Here is a 14,413-nt window from a genome sequence, read left to right on the forward strand (position 1 = left end):
TTTCATAACTACGAAGAGCCTTTAGATATTGATTTCGCGGTTGCTTGGCATTGCTGAATATATTTGGAATCGCTACACTTGTACAATAAACTGTACAATAATGAAGTAAATGAAAATTGTGTCTTTTAGCGAAGCGAGAAATAACCTCAAGGCTGTTTTAGACCGAGTGGTGGAAGATGCCGACTATACCATCATCACCAGACGGGATGCGGAGGATGCCGTAGTGATGTCGCTAGAGTTATTTGATAGTTTGCTGGAGACTGTGCATTTACTTAAATCTCCCGCTAATGCCACTCATTTGGAGCGTTCTATTGCTCAGTTTAAGCAGGGGAAAGTGGTGGAGCGCAATTTGTTGGATGACTAGAAAGCTAGCATGGACGGATGAGGCTTGGAATGATTATTTATATTGGCAAGGGCAAGACAAGAAAAGGTTAAAACGAATTAACAAGCTCGTTGAGGCAACAATCCGACTACCGTTTGAGGGGATCGGCAAGCCAGAAGCCCTGAGAGAAAACCTAGCTAGCTTTTGGTCGCGGCGAATTGATGATACGAATCGGTTAGTTTATGCAGTAGATGATGAGTATTTAACGATTATTGCTTGTCGATACCACTATTGTGATTGACATCTTCGTTCTGGCTTTGCGGGCAAGAAGGCGATCGCGATCAGATTCGCCATCAAATTTGTAAACTAAAGTATGATTATAGATAAAGTTTTTGTTGGCAATAGCGATGCCTACGGTGGTGACTGAGCTTTGTCGTTCGCGTAGCGTCTCGTAAAGAAGTGTAGGCTGCACTTACGCTCTACCTAGCCTATTATTCTAACTATGACTAAACCAAAAATTCTCCAAGAAGAGCGAGAGTATACTTTTCGCTCTTATTTTGAAATGACATATCCACCAGAGGAAATTTTAGCAGAGTTAGGCTATAAATTAATTCGGTCAAGATTATCACTACCCAAAACTCAAAAAACCCTTGACCGCTTGCCAGATTTACAAGAACGGATAGAAAGAACATTAACACGAGTTAGTTTAACCAGCGAAACCGCGCGTCGGGAAACACTAGTAGCACCCGTTTTATTGGAAGTTGCTACATACTATTGTGATTGTCAGTTACGGATTGAATACCCGCTAGTTGTGAGTAAGTGGTTGAAAGGTAATCTAGATTATTTACTACGTGCAGAACATAATTTATTGGTTGTAGAAGCAAAAAACGACGATTTAACCAGAGGATTTACCCAATTGGCAACACAATTAATTGCCCTCTCCCAAATTGAAGAGCAACAGTTTCAATATGGAGCAGTGACAATTGGTGATGTGTGGAGATTTGGAATGCTGAATGTGAATGCACAGCAAATAACTGAGGATATCACCATTTATTCACTACCTGATGATTTAGAAGCATTAGTTAGGGTTTTAGTGGGAATTATAGAAGATAATTCAGCAAAATAAAAAAAGACAAACACTACAACTGTTTTGGTTCCACAATGTCTCCAAAAGACAGGGCATTACTGCCGTTACGTGTGTTGTAAGCCATGACCATAGCAGCTTTCAGTATATTTGTATCCAGATCGCCATCAGGCGAATCGGAGTTTACTTTACCTTTTAACTCTTCTGTATAGTTCCAAAAAATTACGTCAAAATGCACTTTTTTCCTCAAACGCTGCTTATCAACCAGCTTGAGGCAGCCTTCAGCAAACTGTGGATACTTAGAGAATTGACAACATATCTACAAATAATTAACATGAAATTATCTGTTAATTATGTGAAAATATGACTCTTAGCCTTCGTAACATTTACCCACTGTCAGAATTTCAACGGAGTGCCAAAGCCTTTTTGGAAAAGCTTAGGGGAACAAAGGAACCTATAATCCTTACTGTTAACGGGAAAGCGTCTGTAGTTGTTCAAGATGCCCAAAGCTATCAGGAATTGCTAGACAGGCTAGAACTGTTAGAGACAAGCGTCGGAATTCGCAAAAGTCTTGAGCAATTTGAGCTTGGTTTAGGTATCCCCCTAGACAAAGCATTCGAGCAGCTGCGAACAAAATATGACATACAAAGTTGAAATTTCACCGACTGCGATCGCTGATATTGAACAAATATTTCTCTGGATGCGCAAGTATTCTGTAGATACAGCCCATCGATGGGTCAGAGAGTGCTACGAAATTATGCTGACATTGGAAAAATTCCCTAAGCGTTGTCCTATGTCACCAGAAAGTGAGTACATGGGCATAGAAGTAAGGCAGTTACTATACAAACAGCAATTTCGCATTTTGTTTACTGTTAGTGAAACTTCAGAAGAAGATAGAGGAATTGTTCGCATTCATCGAGTTCGTCATGGTTCACAAGAAAGGTTACGTCATCCCGAACAACTATTAGATGATGACGATGAATAAATTAATACTGTCTTCAGTTTGTGTATTCGGTTTTAGGAGTTGCTTGGTTTTGTTTAACTCACTGTACTCTGCCTTTGGGGAATTTCTGAAATTAAATCTCACATATTCTTGCGATTTAGAGCAAAATCTTGCTATGAGTTACGAAACTGTTTCGGGTTCATCCCTGTATATTGGCGAAAACACTTGGCAAAATGACTCTGATTGGCAAAATATTTAAAATGTGCAATCACACCTACTAAGTAGAATATCCTCTTTGGCCACACAAAAGTGACAAAGGGCTGTATCATATCCTTTTGTTAAAACATCCTGAAAACCAAAATAGCTAATCGCTAGTTTTGCAGCCACCAGCAATTAGCTATTAGTAATAGTTAGCAATTGAGTTCTAAGTCAGTGCTTCTGCACCACCAACAACTTCAAGTAGTTCTTGAGTAATTGCAGCTTGTCGGGCTTTGTTGTAAGACAGGGTGAGGGTGTTAATCAGTTCACCGGCGTTGTCACTAGCATTACTCATAGCTGTCATCCGTGCTGCTAGTTCACTAGCTGCCGATTCTTGCAGCGCCCGTAATAGCTGGTTACTCAGATACAAAGGCAACAAAGAATCGAGAATCTGCACTGGATCTTGCTCAAAAATCATGTCAGGAGCCAACGGGCGGACTTGCTTAGTCACTTTCTCGCGTTCGACTTCAAATTTACCGCCACGGGTTGTCAAGCGGAAAATTTCGTCATCTCCTGCTTCTAGACCTTGCGGATCTAGGGGTAGCAAGGTTTGAATCACAGGACGGGAGCTAACCAAGGAAATAAATCTAGTATAGATTAATTCGATGCGGTCAACTTCTTCGGAAAGGAACAAAGAAAGTAGTTGGTCAGCAATTTGATTGGCTTCTGTGGCAGTGGGGATTTGCTCTAAGCCGCTATAGGTAGCATCAATGGGCTGATCGCGGCGTTGAAAGTACTGTGTAGCTTTGCGCCCGACTAACACAAATTGATAGTCTAAACCTTCTGCCTTAATTTCTTTAGCGCGGTTTTCGGCACGACGGATAACGTTATTATTGTAGCCGCCGCATAAACCGCGATCGCCTGAAATTACCAACAGCCCTACTGACTTAACTTGGCGTTTTTTCAGTAGTGGTAAGTTTGCTTCTTCAAAGCGCAGACGGCTTTGCAAACCATATAATACTTGTGCCAAGCGATCGGCAAAGGGACGAGTCGCTAGTACTTGTTCTTGCGCCCGCCGCACTCTAGCCGCAGCTACGAGGCGCATGGCTTCTGTGATTTTCTTGGTGTTTTTGACCGACTGAATGCGATCGCGTATTGCTTTGAGGTTAGGCATGATTTATGTTCAAGAATTAGGAAGCGACAGATGATGAATTTAATGATGACATTCGTTGATTCACCAAAGTCCTCGCGCCGTGGAAGCCCCTACATTCATGTATGGGGGTAAGGCGTAGGCGAATTTATTCGCCGTCACCCTGACGGGTTCGCCAGTCGCTTCAAGTCGGGAAACCCGCCCAACGCGCTGGCTCACATTATCGCCTTGGGGTTGCTGCATTCGATGTACCTTTGTTTTGTACTTTCAACGGGACAATTACCGTTTCAAACTTGACAACCCTGTACGCATAATGTTTTGCTCAATTGAGCCTCCCTTGCGGGGTTATGTGAGCTTCGACAATGTTAGAGGTCGGTACTTTCCAAACGACACTGGTTTAACCCCGTTAAGCCTGTTTAATCGTTCAGTTCTAGAGCGAGGGACTAGCTACGCATCCCTCGGTAGGTCTTTAACGCTTGCCTCTAACGTAGCCATTTAAGGCTTAGTCTGGTCAGATGTGAGGCTCTTTCAAGCCCCCGCATTTATGCGTGGGGTTTCTGACCATTTCGCTAGTTCAGCACTCAGCAGTATTTCTCCTTAGATTCTACCAGCAAGGCAACCCCAGCTAATCATAGTTTCTGATGATTTAGGATTTCACAGGCCATTCTCTAAAAGGGGCTAACACTAACATTTAATAATCAGCATTACTTATAAAGTATCTGGGTCTATACCAAGCGATCGCAATCTTTGAGCCAATATTTCCGCTCGTTGACGTTCTTGTTCGGCCCGTTGACGTTCTTGTTCGGCCCGTTGACGTTCTTGTTCTGCCCGTTGATGTTCTTGTTTTGCCCGTTCTTCAGAGGTGGGAATCCAGTTACCTGTAGCATCATACCAACGCAGCCATAAACCTGCTGTTTGTTGATAATCACCCTGCCAAACCCCTAAACCTAATTGCAATTCCTCAAACCAAAACCTCTGTTCTGGTACTGTCACCGCTTGATATTTCGTTGCTGTTAATTGAAACACTCGCAACTGATTTTCATAGCGGTCAAAGATAATGTAGTAAGGAATACGTAAATACTGTTCATATACTTGCCATTTTGTCGGCGGCTTGTTGGCATTTCTGGAGGTTTGTCCCAAATCTTCTGCTTCTGTGCCTGGTGAGAGTAATTCTATGATTAAAAATGGAGCTATTCCCTCTTGCCAGACAACATAACTGAGGCGCATTTGTTGTTGTTGTTGGGCGCGAGACACTCCTAATACTAAAAACCAGTCTGGTCTTTTTTGCCACAGCCGATTCCGCGCATCATAATACAAATTTAAATCTGTGCCAATAAACATTTCCCCGTGAGGATAATTTGGGGGTTGGCAGGTTTCTCTTAATAGTTGGGGTTGAAAGTCGTGAAATTCGTCTGGCAAACCAGGCTCCTCCGGGTCTTCACTAGGAAGATCATACATCGTCGGCATGGTTTGTGAAGGTGGAAGGGGATGAACTTGCTCAGGCGTGTCTAGATCCTGTGGATCTTCACTCTTGCGATCATACATTGTCGGCATGACTTCCCTAGGCGGGCGCGGCGGGTCAATCTGGTACATGACAGTTTTTTGCCGGGACTATCTATTTTATTTTAGGGTGAGGATTGGCGATCGCCTATTGCTCTGAGATTACTCCCTTCCCCCTAGAAGATTACCTATTGATTTTTCTCTCTCTTCCTTGGTGTCCTTGGCGTCCTTGGCGGTTCGTAAAAAAAAATTAGGTATTCTTCTGGCGGGAAGGGAGTAGCCATGATTTATGTTCTCATGATTGAGGATTTTAGGGGCGATCGCTAATCCTGATTTTTCTTCTTTTGTTGCTTCACTTCACCCAATAAATCAGTAGTTATACAAAGTGATTTATGTCATGGTGGTCATATACCATTCTTAATCTTGTTCCATATAGACTTTGCACCCTCATACAAATACTTTGTCCCCTCGTTTAGTGTATTTACAAACTCTTCAAACATCAGAAATATACTGACTCTTTGTGAAGCACCAAAGCCTTGACTTGCTTGTTTTGCTGCTTCTTCTGCAATCCGGGCTATTTTCAATTCTTCTACTCCGATATGGTCTTGTTCCTTTGCCTTTTTTGCTGCCGCTTCTACTGCATTACGAGCTTTTTTTGCTTGTTGTGACAAAAGTAGATAAGTTTCTTTAATTAGTTCTTGTAAACCATAGGCTGGAATTTCTAATTTACCAATAGTCAGTGGTTCTGCCAAAACTGGAATCACGTCATTGACTGGTAAATTCAGCCCTTTGATATTTTTTAGTAATTCACTACTTTCAGAATCGTATGTTTGGGTAAGAACAATAATAACTAATAATTCTTGTTCAACTAGTTCTCTAATCCATTCCTCCTCAGCATCCTGAAACCTCTTACTTTGCTCATTAATACAGTACCAAACAAAATGAATATGCTCTTTAGGGTCTTGTTTTCGTTGATCTTCTATTAGCTTAACTACATCTTGTTTTACACGTTTAATTTTTTCTGCGTCAGCTTCTAGCCCAGGAGTGTCATATATAGTAATTGGAGAATTTGGGTAACTATGCTTTTTAATTTCTTGTGTTACTGGTTTGCCTGTTCCAGTTTTTGTTACCTTAGATCCGAATACAGCGTTTATTAAAGTACTTTTGCCAACGCCAGTTAGACCTATCACCATCGCATTAAATTTGCCGTTTTTTTGAGCATCTTCAAGAAATTTTTCGTATCCAATTAGTATTTCTTGATTAAAAATGTTGTTTTCTCTAAAAACTTTCAATATTTTTGCGTATATATCTTCTTTTTCTTCGGGTATTTTGTCAGAAGGTCTTAAATTCATATTTACCCTTTGTTCTGATAGAAAGGCGTTTCTTGCAACTTCTGTTAGAGTTGAAGCAGTTATTTCAACTAGATTTTCTAAACCCCATGCTGGAATTTTGTATGCAGAAGTAATGTATTGTGGTTCTGCCAGGACAGGAATAACGTCAATAACTGGTAATTCTTGCTCTTTAAGATACTCCAAAAACTCACTGTCATTGTCTGGAAGCGCCTGAGTGAGAATAAGAATAATCGGAACTCCTTGCCTAGCCATATCCCGAATCCAATCTTCTTCAATTTCCTCAAATCTATTACTTTGAGAATTAATACAGTACCAAACAACATGAATAGGTTCTTTCTCTATTAGTCCAGATACTTCATCTCTAATACTTACAATCTCTTCTCCACTGAATAATTGCAAACCTGGAGTATCATAAACCGCGACTAAAGACGCTTTTTTATGGTACTTTTGTATGCTTTCGGTTATCCTTTTACCAACCCCAATTTCTGCTAAATTTTCTCCAAATACAGCATTTATCAGAGTACTTTTGCCAACACCTGTTTTACCAATTACTAAAATATTGCATTTCCCAAGACTGTTAACAGCTTTTGTGTATGCTTCTTCTAGCTTTTTAAAACTATTATCATCTATGTTTTTGGTAACATTGTCGGAAGCCATGTGCAGGATTTATAACCAATTGGGTTATTAAGACATACTTACCTGGATTATAACACTCTTTATTTATAGAATATATCTATCTCTATATGTAATTACTCAAAATCTATGGAGCTTCAGTTCATTTTATCTAACAGAACAATAAGTAACACCTAGTCATAGCCTATATTACTTGCTGTGATTGGATTTTTAAGTTTTGAGACTTTCTATAAAACTGTGATTTTAATGCTCTGGAATAAAACTACTGGAAGAACCAAATTTATTTGCTATTTCCTTTTTATTGTCAACTTTTTATAAAACTCTACTATCTTGTCTGCCAATCTGTTTAGGGGAATTTCTTCTTCTTGAGATGAAGCTAGTTTATACCACTTAATCGCCTCAATATAAGCTTGTCCAAGGGCAAGTGTCATTGTTGCGGCGATCGCTGCTGCTACCGGTGCTACTGCGACATTTGCGCCAGGTATCCAACTGAGCAAGGATGTGAGAAATTGTATACCTATGTCTTTTGTTGTTGCCGTTCCAGCAATAGCTGTAATTAAAATGGTAGAGAATTCTTTATCAAATTTTAGTCCAAATATCATACTTATGTGTGCTAGCATTGTCAGCTGCAAACCTAGCAATGCTCCAAACTCTATTGTTGGAAGTGGCGCACTAGCGATTAAAGCACTACCAGTTAAGTAACCAATCAAGTATCTCTCTGCTTCTATGGATTGGAGATTAATACTAGCTACCTGTTGGTGAATGAATGCGATCTCAGCTTGCTCTGGAATTAGTTTAACTGTCTCTTCCACTAAATTTTTTAAACCATGCGTTGGGATAGTAAATTGATTGATTTTTATAGATTGTGCCAAAATAGGGATAATACAATTTACTGGCAATTCTTCCTTTGTCTGGCTTTTAAAAAATTTCAAAAGCTCACTTTCTTTAGGATCGTAAGTCTGAGTCAAAACAAGAATAACAGGTATATCTAGCTTACTCATCTCTTGAATCCAGAATTTTTCTGGTTCTTCCCATCTCTTACCCAAGTCATTAACACAGTACCAAACTGTATGAATGTGTTCTTTAATGCCTTGCTCTCTTTTTTCTAGAATTATGCCTTTGACATCCTGCTTGACTTTATCAGCTTTTTCTTGTATTAATTCTAGCCCAGGTGTGTCATAAACTGTGATTGGACAATCTTTTTTAGTGTATTGCTTAATTTCCTGAGTGATAGACTTACCTACTCCTGTATCTGCGAGCTTACCGTCAAAAACACTATTAATTAATGTACTTTTACCAACACCTATTTTGCCAATAATTAGAATATTAAATTGGCCAAGTTCTCTCTTAGCCTTCTTGAGTTCTTCTAAAAATTTGTCAACGATTTGTTCTAATGAATAATTTTCTACCATTTTATTCATCTTTTTATAAGATTATAAATAGTAATGTTTAACTGACTTTATCCGTTATATAGCAATTTTTTGAAATATACAGCGATTTTACTACATATAGTCCCATTTACTAAAATCTTCGAGGTGGTAATTTGCCCACTCAAAAATACAGAATATAGAAACATATAGAAACGGAAAAAGTGGGAAAGAAATAAAATTTCCCACTTTTTCCCTCTTAATTTATGTCCTAAACAATCTATGCTGTAGCTTTGAAGGTTTTCTTGTATTCGGTGAGTGCTTCCTTCAAGGCTGCTTCTTCTGCGTCACCTAGTGCTTTGGAGGTTTTTACTCCTTCGGCATACTGGGTTTTACCAGTCTTTAAGTAGTCCCGTAGACCTTTGGTGAAGGTGGTTACTTGGTTTACAGGTACATCATCTAAGTAACCATTAATACCAGCGTACAAAATTGCTACTTGCTCGTATACTGAGAGTGGCGAATTTTGTGGCTGCTTGAGGAGTTCGCGTAACCTTTGACCCCGTGCCAACTGGTCTTGAGTGGCTTTATCCAAGTCAGAAGCAAATTGAGCGAAGGCTTGCAGGTCGTCAAATTGGGCTAGTTCCAATTTAATCTTACCAGCAACTTTTTTCATTGCCTTGGTTTGAGCGGCAGAGCCCACGCGGGATACTGAAATACCTGGGTTTACAGCCGGACGGATACCAGCGTTGAACAAGTCAGAAGATAGGAATATCTGACCATCGGTAATAGAAATTACGTTGGTGGGGATGTATGCTGAAACGTCACCAGCTTGGGTTTCGATGATTGGTAGGGCGGTCATGCTGCCTTTACCTAATTCATCACTCAGCTTGGCGGCTCTTTCTAGCAAACGAGAGTGGATGTAGAATACATCTCCGGGGTAAGCTTCGCGTCCGGGTGGGCGACGCAGCAACAGGGACATTTGGCGATAAGCTTGGGCTTGCTTGGAAAGGTCATCGTAAATTACCAGGGTAGCTTTGCCTTTGTACATAAAGTACTCAGCAATAGTTGCGCCTGTGTAAGGAGCTAGGTATTGTAGGGTTGCTGGTTCACTGGCGCTAGCAGCGACGACGACGGTATAATCCATCGCGCCTTTTTCTTGCAATGTCTGCACCACGTTAGCGACGGTAGAAGCTTTTTGACCGATCGCCACGTAGACACAAATTACATCTTCTTCTTTTTGGTTGATGATGGTGTCGATAGCGATCGCAGTTTTACCGGTTTGGCGATCGCCAATGATCAATTCCCGTTGACCACGACCGATGGGAATCATGGAGTCAATAGCTGTAATCCCCGTTTGCATGGGTTCGTGTACAGATCGACGGGCAATGATACCTGGTGCTGGAGATTCAATCAAACGGCTGTCTGAAGTCTTGATATCTCCCTTACCGTCGATGGGGCGACCCAAAGCGTCTACAACTCGTCCAATTAAAGCTTCTCCTACGGGTACTTGGGCAATTCTACCAGTAGCGGTTACAGAACTACCTTCTTGAATTTCCAAACCTTCACCCATCAACACCGCGCCCACGTTGTCTTCTTCTAAGTTCTGGGCGATGCCAATTGTGCCATCTTCAAATTCCAAAAGTTCCCCAGACATAGCCTTTTCCAGACCATAAATCCGGGCAATACCGTCACCAACTTGGAGGACTGTACCAACGTTAGCAACTTTGACCTCTTGATCGTATTGCTCGATTTGTTGTTGGATAATGCTGCTAATTTCGTCAGGTCTAATTGATATGCTCATGTGTCTATCTTGTTTGCTTTCGAGACTGAAAAATTAATTCAGTTAGGAGTTAAGAGTGAGTAGTTAGGAGTTAAGAGTGAGTAGTTAGGAGTTAAGAGTGAGTAGTTAGGAGTTAAGAGTGAGTAGTTAGGAGTTAAGAGTGATGAGTTAAAAAAGCAAAGGTTAAAAGTCAAAATAAATTACTGTTTACTTAACTTCCAACTCCTAACTCCCAACTCCTAACTCCCAACTCCCAACTCCTAACTCCCAACTCCTAACTCCCAACTCCCAACTCCTAACTCCCAACTCCCAACTCCCAACTCCCAACTCCCAACTCCTAACTCCTAACTCCTAACTATTAGTTAGGCGCAATGAAAGGCGGCGCAGTTGACCCCGGATGCTGGCATCAATTACCTGCGAACCAACTTTAATAATTACACCACCAATTAACTCACTGTCTACCTTGGTTTCTAGTTCTACCTGGCGAGCATTAGTAATAGCAATGACCTTGCCAATAATTGCTTGCTGTTGAGCTTCTGTGAGGGGAACGGCTGAAATTACTTCCGCTAATACGGTTTGATTCAGCTGCCGCAACAGCGCCAGATATTGTTGAAAAATCGATTCCAAGAAGGCAATGCGGCGTTTGTCTACTAGCACCAACAAAAAGTTGCGTAAGTAGGGGTTAGAGCCTTCACCGAGTATTTGTTTGATGAGAGCTTTTTTGTTCTCAGACTGAATAAACGGGTTGCTGAAAAAGTTATGTAGCTGTTTGTCTGCTGTGAGTAAACCCAGGAAAGTCCGCGCATCTGTCCCGAACTCTTCTGTCAAATTTTTCGATTGCGCTATTGACAAAAGTGCCTCTGCGTAGGGTTGAGCTACTTCGGCTGATGCTACTTGACTTGTCATACATTGCCTCCCAGTTGTGCGATGCTGCGGTCAATTAAACTTTGTTGAGCATCGTCGGCAATCCCGCCTTGGAGTTGCGATTCGACTTTTTGCAATGCTAGTGTAGCAACTCGTTGCCGCAGTTGAGCGATCGCTCGATCAGTTTCGGTGTTCAAATCTGCTGCTGCTGTTTGTTTTAAGCGTTCTACGTCTTGCACTGCCTTTGCTAACAAGGCTTCTTTCGCTTTTTGGGCGTTTTCTACGGCCGATTGGCGAATGCGTTCTGCTTCTGCTTGAGATTGCTTCAACTGCTCTTGCGCTTGGGAAAGGGCTGTCTTTGCCTCTTTTAAGCGCCCTTCTGCTTCCTGAATGGCGGTGGCAATATTGGATTGTCGCTCGTTCAGGATATTGCTTAAAACTTTACGTCCGAAGTAGAATAATATGCCAACCAGAATCGCTAGATTGATCAGATTGGTTTCAAAAATGTCTAGGTTTAGACCGAAACCACCTTCTCCTGCGCCTTCTGCCAATTCAGAGTGAACAGCGTTCGCTTCTGCGGCAAGTAATAAGAATGTCCCCATGATACCCATTTACAAGTGCGCTGCTCGCTTGCTAATACGTTGTATTTTCCCGTAGGGAAGAAAATTTCAGTATTTTTTCCCCGTAAGCAAATTAAGTATCTTTCCCCAGAAGGGAAAAAGTGCCTTTCTTGACACTTAAATTTGGCGCTCTGGACTAGGGCCCAGTTGCGCGTATGCTTTACATAGAACCAATGTCGTTAGCTTATCTAACTGGAGTTGGCCCCAATAGTTTTTCTAGAATCTGCCTGCTTAGAGCATCAACTTGTTGCTCTAAGGTACGAAAAGCTTCTTGCTTTTGTTGTTCTATTTCAACAGCAGCTTGTTCTCGTTGAGACTGAGCTTCCTTTTGGGCCTCAGCTATTTTTTCGGCAGTAATTTTCTTAGCTTCCAGTTGAGCTGCTTCTACGGTAGCTTGCGATTGTCTGCGAGCGTCTGCGAGTTGCTGCTCATATTCGGTAGCCAAGCGCTCGGCTTTCGCCAAGCTTTCTTGCGCCTCAAGGGTATTCGTTCGGATATAATTATCGCGATCGTCTAGTACCTTGGTCAGTGGCTTATAGAAAATTGCATTCAACAAAGCTGCTAATAGCAGGAATTGCAATGCCATGAAGGGCAAGGTAGCATCGAAATCAAACATTTGTCTCCTCTTTGGCTGGAGTAGCAGTTTTCATGGCTAGCAACATCATCCAACCTTTCATATTTTAGAGACCCATAGCCAACAAGGGTCAACTGAACATTAGAACTATTTGGATACCTAAAACGTTTCGATTGTAGAGGCGTGATGGTTCACGTCTCCACACTCACAAAAATTTTCAGGTATTAACCGAAGGGGTTAGCAAACAGCAATACCAAGGCAATTACTAGACCATAGATAGTCAAGGATTCCATGAATGCCAAGGTTAATAGCAGAGTACCGCGAATTTTTCCTTCTGCTTCAGGTTGACGAGCAATACCTTCTACTGCTTGTCCAGCAGCATTTCCTTGACCGATACCAGGGCCAATTGCAGCTAAACCAATCGCTAAAGCAGCAGCGAGAACTGAAGCAGCCTGAACTAATGGATCCATGTTGATTTTCCTTGCTTTGATTACAAAACTAACAGACATTACGTTAACGGCTAGAAACGTGTTTTTCACGCTGCACCGGTTTCTTTGATCGGTACGCCTCTAATCACTAATTCATTGGACAAAAGTGGACAAAGCGGACTTGGCGTGGATTTGATCCAGGTTTTTGAATTGGAAACCTAGAAAACCAACTCGGATTACTCCGGTAATGTTTTCCTCGTCAATGTTAAAAAGGCTTGTTAGGTCAAAGACACTGACTTAACCAAATACATCTGTTTAATCTTTGACGACAGAGCCGCTAGCTGGAAAGCACCAACGGGTGTCATGACCTTCTTAACGTAGTCCATGCTTGTCGGCTAGGACTGAGACTGGCTATCTCTACACAGGTACTGGTTGTCCAGTTTTGTCCAGTGTTTGGTGGATAGCAGTTAGGATCTGAAAAACACTCCCCCTGACTCTTTTACCGATCATCGCGATCGCATCATTATAGTCCAATACGCTTGGCTTTGTGGATAATTGTAGGTTGGGTTGAACTTTAGTGTTACCCAACAAACCCCGCTCTTCGGTTGGGTTTCGTTCCTCAAACGCCACGTGCTACCCTGCGGGAACGCTAAAAGCGAACAAGTCTCTTAACCGCAAGGGCGCAGTGGCTCCCCAACCTACGCAATACAAGGTTTTTGTCGCTAACCCAAGCGTATTGCATTATAAAGTCACAGTGAAATACTTTTCAAACATCCTCTTAGTACAGCTTTGCGTAAAATCGTGGCGAATTGAGGGTTGAAATTTAAACGCAAAGGGGCGCAAAGGGAAGCGCAAAGGAACGCAAAGAGAATTCGCTACGAATTAATGAAACGCTGTACTTAGCTAGTTACCTTTAATTGCGCCGATCTACTTATTAAGATTGTGCTGATTTCGCTAGTCGAATCGGGATTGCAATTACAAACTCTGTACCCTGTCCGGGTGATGAAATGCATTGCAAAGATCCACCATGCTTTTCAGTAATTATCTGGTAGCTGATCGATAAGCCCATACCAGTGCCCTTACCAATTGGTTTCGTGGTGAAAAAAGGATCAAATAAACGCGACTGGATTTCTTTTGGAATTCCTGAGCCATTATCAGCAATCCGAATGATCACATTTTCATTTACCTGTTCAGAACAAATGCGAATTAAGGGATTTGGGCAAAGTTGTTTGTGGTAACACTCTTCTAAAGCATCGATTGCATTTGCCAAGAGATTCATAAATACCTGATTCATTTGCCCTGCGAAACACTGCATTTTAGGTATTTCACCATATTCTTTAACCACTTGAATTTGAGGGCGATTATGTTGTGCCTTCAGACGGTGTTGCAAAATTAACAGGCTACTGTCGATACCTTCATGGAGATCAGCTGTTTTGAACTCAGCTTCATCTAAACGAGAGAAGATTCGCAGACTGAGAATAATTTCGCGGATGCGTTCAGCCCCCATCTTCATTGAGGTTAACATCTTGGGCAAATCTTCTGCTAGGTACTCAATATCAGCTACTTGATTAGCATTTTGAATTTCTGCCACAGAGATC

19 protein-coding genes are annotated in these 14,413 nt (G+C 41.6%); 5 read left to right on the forward strand and 14 right to left on the reverse strand.

Annotated elements, in window-relative coordinates:
* Positions 1 to 109: 109 nt before the first annotated feature.
* From LC605_RS17180 to LC605_RS17190, 3 genes are all read left to right on the forward strand, one after another.
* Positions 110 to 364, forward strand: a complete 255-nt coding sequence (locus tag LC605_RS17180; RefSeq protein ID WP_229548731.1) for a type II toxin-antitoxin system Phd/YefM family antitoxin — start codon at positions 110 to 112, stop codon at positions 362 to 364.
* Positions 357 to 623, forward strand: coding sequence for a Txe/YoeB family addiction module toxin (locus tag LC605_RS17185; RefSeq protein WP_229548732.1), 267 nt, complete (start codon positions 357 to 359; stop codon positions 621 to 623). Before LC605_RS17180 ends, LC605_RS17185 begins: the two co-directional genes overlap by 8 nt.
* Before the next feature lie 201 nt (positions 624 to 824).
* Positions 825 to 1,448 (forward strand): hypothetical protein, encoded by a 624-nt coding sequence (locus tag LC605_RS17190; RefSeq protein ID WP_229548733.1) that lies wholly within the window; start codon positions 825 to 827, stop codon positions 1,446 to 1,448.
* 13 nt (positions 1,449 to 1,461) lie between these two features.
* Here LC605_RS17190 and LC605_RS17195 read toward each other — a convergent pair whose 3' ends face one another.
* The gene (locus LC605_RS17195; RefSeq protein WP_229548734.1) at positions 1,462 to 1,644 is read right to left on the reverse strand and encodes a hypothetical protein; all 183 of its coding nucleotides are present in this window, start codon (positions 1,642 to 1,644) and stop codon (positions 1,462 to 1,464) included.
* 125 nt (positions 1,645 to 1,769) lie between these two features.
* Between LC605_RS17195 and LC605_RS17200 the strand changes: the two genes are divergently transcribed.
* Together LC605_RS17200 and LC605_RS17205 are read left to right on the forward strand one after the other, a co-directional pair.
* Positions 1,770 to 2,060 carry a type II toxin-antitoxin system Phd/YefM family antitoxin gene (locus LC605_RS17200; RefSeq protein ID WP_229548735.1) on the forward strand — a complete coding sequence of 97 codons (291 nt, stop codon included), beginning with the start codon at positions 1,770 to 1,772 and terminating at the stop codon, positions 2,058 to 2,060.
* Positions 2,044 to 2,391, forward strand: coding sequence for a type II toxin-antitoxin system RelE/ParE family toxin (locus tag LC605_RS17205; protein WP_229548736.1), 348 nt, complete (start codon positions 2,044 to 2,046; stop codon positions 2,389 to 2,391). Before LC605_RS17200 ends, LC605_RS17205 begins: the two co-directional genes overlap by 17 nt.
* 131 nt (positions 2,392 to 2,522) lie before the next feature.
* On the opposite strand, the gene LC605_RS17210 is transcribed toward LC605_RS17205, so the two are convergent.
* The 13 genes from LC605_RS17210 to LC605_RS17270 form a co-directional block, all read right to left on the reverse strand.
* Positions 2,523 to 2,678: an AraC family transcriptional regulator gene (locus tag LC605_RS17210; RefSeq protein WP_229548737.1), complete on the reverse strand. Its 156-nt coding sequence runs from the start codon at positions 2,676 to 2,678 to the stop codon at positions 2,523 to 2,525.
* Between the two features lie 95 nt (positions 2,679 to 2,773).
* On the reverse strand, positions 2,774 to 3,721 hold the full coding sequence (locus LC605_RS17215) for a F0F1 ATP synthase subunit gamma (RefSeq protein ID WP_229548738.1): 948 nt from the start codon (positions 3,719 to 3,721) through the stop codon (positions 2,774 to 2,776).
* 60 nt (positions 3,722 to 3,781) lie between these two features.
* The gene (locus LC605_RS17220; protein ID WP_229548739.1) at positions 3,782 to 3,940 is read right to left on the reverse strand and encodes a hypothetical protein; all 159 of its coding nucleotides are present in this window, start codon (positions 3,938 to 3,940) and stop codon (positions 3,782 to 3,784) included.
* 465 nt (positions 3,941 to 4,405) lie between these two features.
* Positions 4,406 to 5,290: a Uma2 family endonuclease gene (locus tag LC605_RS17225; RefSeq protein WP_229548740.1), complete on the reverse strand. Its 885-nt coding sequence runs from the start codon at positions 5,288 to 5,290 to the stop codon at positions 4,406 to 4,408.
* Between the two features lie 311 nt (positions 5,291 to 5,601).
* Positions 5,602 to 7,206, reverse strand: coding sequence for a GTPase family protein (locus LC605_RS17230; protein ID WP_229548741.1), 1,605 nt, complete (start codon positions 7,204 to 7,206; stop codon positions 5,602 to 5,604).
* A gap of 263 nt (positions 7,207 to 7,469) precedes the next feature.
* Positions 7,470 to 8,594, reverse strand: coding sequence for a GTPase (locus LC605_RS17235; RefSeq protein WP_229548742.1), 1,125 nt, complete (start codon positions 8,592 to 8,594; stop codon positions 7,470 to 7,472).
* 235 nt (positions 8,595 to 8,829) lie between these two features.
* A complete protein-coding gene (gene atpA / locus LC605_RS17240; RefSeq protein WP_229548743.1) occupies positions 8,830 to 10,350 on the reverse strand; it encodes a F0F1 ATP synthase subunit alpha in 1,521 nt (506 codons plus the stop codon).
* 330 nt (positions 10,351 to 10,680) lie between these two features.
* The gene (gene atpH / locus LC605_RS17245) at positions 10,681 to 11,235 is read right to left on the reverse strand and encodes an ATP synthase F1 subunit delta (protein ID WP_229548744.1); all 555 of its coding nucleotides are present in this window, start codon (positions 11,233 to 11,235) and stop codon (positions 10,681 to 10,683) included.
* Positions 11,232 to 11,804, reverse strand: a complete 573-nt coding sequence (locus LC605_RS17250) for a F0F1 ATP synthase subunit B (protein ID WP_229548745.1) — start codon at positions 11,802 to 11,804, stop codon at positions 11,232 to 11,234. The genes atpH and LC605_RS17250 overlap by 4 nt, the downstream gene beginning before the upstream one ends.
* A 193-nt stretch (positions 11,805 to 11,997) precedes the next feature.
* Positions 11,998 to 12,429: a F0F1 ATP synthase subunit B' gene (locus tag LC605_RS17255; protein WP_229548746.1), complete on the reverse strand. Its 432-nt coding sequence runs from the start codon at positions 12,427 to 12,429 to the stop codon at positions 11,998 to 12,000.
* Positions 12,430 to 12,611: 182 nt separating this feature from the next.
* A complete protein-coding gene (atpE, locus tag LC605_RS17260; protein ID WP_012411162.1) occupies positions 12,612 to 12,857 on the reverse strand; it encodes an ATP synthase F0 subunit C in 246 nt (81 codons plus the stop codon).
* Positions 12,858 to 13,232: 375 nt separating this feature from the next.
* Positions 13,233 to 13,445, reverse strand: coding sequence for a hypothetical protein (locus LC605_RS17265; RefSeq protein ID WP_229548747.1), 213 nt, complete (start codon positions 13,443 to 13,445; stop codon positions 13,233 to 13,235).
* A gap of 304 nt (positions 13,446 to 13,749) precedes the next feature.
* Positions 13,750 to 14,413: sensor histidine kinase (locus LC605_RS17270; RefSeq protein WP_229548748.1), on the reverse strand; the 664-nt coding region annotated here is incomplete at its 5' end.

Source organism: Nostoc sp. CHAB 5836 (assembly GCF_020829445.1).
Lineage (GTDB): Bacteria > Cyanobacteriota > Cyanobacteriia > Cyanobacteriales > Nostocaceae > Nostoc.

Excerpts from the sequence above, each read along its gene's own strand:
- LC605_RS17180 (WP_229548731.1), top strand. The coding sequence starts at position 110 with ATGAAAATTGTGTCTTTTAGCGAAGCGAGAAATAACCTCAAGGCTGTT.
- LC605_RS17185 (WP_229548732.1), top strand. The coding sequence starts at position 357 with ATGACTAGAAAGCTAGCATGGACGGATGAGGCTTGGAATGATTATTTA.
- LC605_RS17190 (WP_229548733.1), top strand. The coding sequence starts at position 825 with ATGACTAAACCAAAAATTCTCCAAGAAGAGCGAGAGTATACTTTTCGC.
- LC605_RS17200 (WP_229548735.1), top strand. The coding sequence starts at position 1,770 with ATGACTCTTAGCCTTCGTAACATTTACCCACTGTCAGAATTTCAACGG.
- LC605_RS17205 (WP_229548736.1), top strand. The coding sequence starts at position 2,044 with ATGACATACAAAGTTGAAATTTCACCGACTGCGATCGCTGATATTGAA.
- LC605_RS17210 (WP_229548737.1), bottom strand. The coding sequence starts at position 2,678 with ATGATACAGCCCTTTGTCACTTTTGTGTGGCCAAAGAGGATATTCTAC.
- LC605_RS17215 (WP_229548738.1), bottom strand. The coding sequence starts at position 3,721 with ATGCCTAACCTCAAAGCAATACGCGATCGCATTCAGTCGGTCAAAAAC.
- LC605_RS17220 (WP_229548739.1), bottom strand. The coding sequence starts at position 3,940 with ATGCAGCAACCCCAAGGCGATAATGTGAGCCAGCGCGTTGGGCGGGTT.
- LC605_RS17225 (WP_229548740.1), bottom strand. The coding sequence starts at position 5,290 with ATGTACCAGATTGACCCGCCGCGCCCGCCTAGGGAAGTCATGCCGACA.
- LC605_RS17230 (WP_229548741.1), bottom strand. The coding sequence starts at position 7,206 with ATGGCTTCCGACAATGTTACCAAAAACATAGATGATAATAGTTTTAAA.
- LC605_RS17235 (WP_229548742.1), bottom strand. The coding sequence starts at position 8,594 with ATGGTAGAAAATTATTCATTAGAACAAATCGTTGACAAATTTTTAGAA.
- atpA (WP_229548743.1), bottom strand. The coding sequence starts at position 10,350 with ATGAGCATATCAATTAGACCTGACGAAATTAGCAGCATTATCCAACAA.
- atpH (WP_229548744.1), bottom strand. The coding sequence starts at position 11,235 with ATGACAAGTCAAGTAGCATCAGCCGAAGTAGCTCAACCCTACGCAGAG.
- LC605_RS17250 (WP_229548745.1), bottom strand. The coding sequence starts at position 11,804 with ATGGGTATCATGGGGACATTCTTATTACTTGCCGCAGAAGCGAACGCT.
- LC605_RS17255 (WP_229548746.1), bottom strand. The coding sequence starts at position 12,429 with ATGTTTGATTTCGATGCTACCTTGCCCTTCATGGCATTGCAATTCCTG.
- atpE (WP_012411162.1), bottom strand. The coding sequence starts at position 12,857 with ATGGATCCATTAGTTCAGGCTGCTTCAGTTCTCGCTGCTGCTTTAGCG.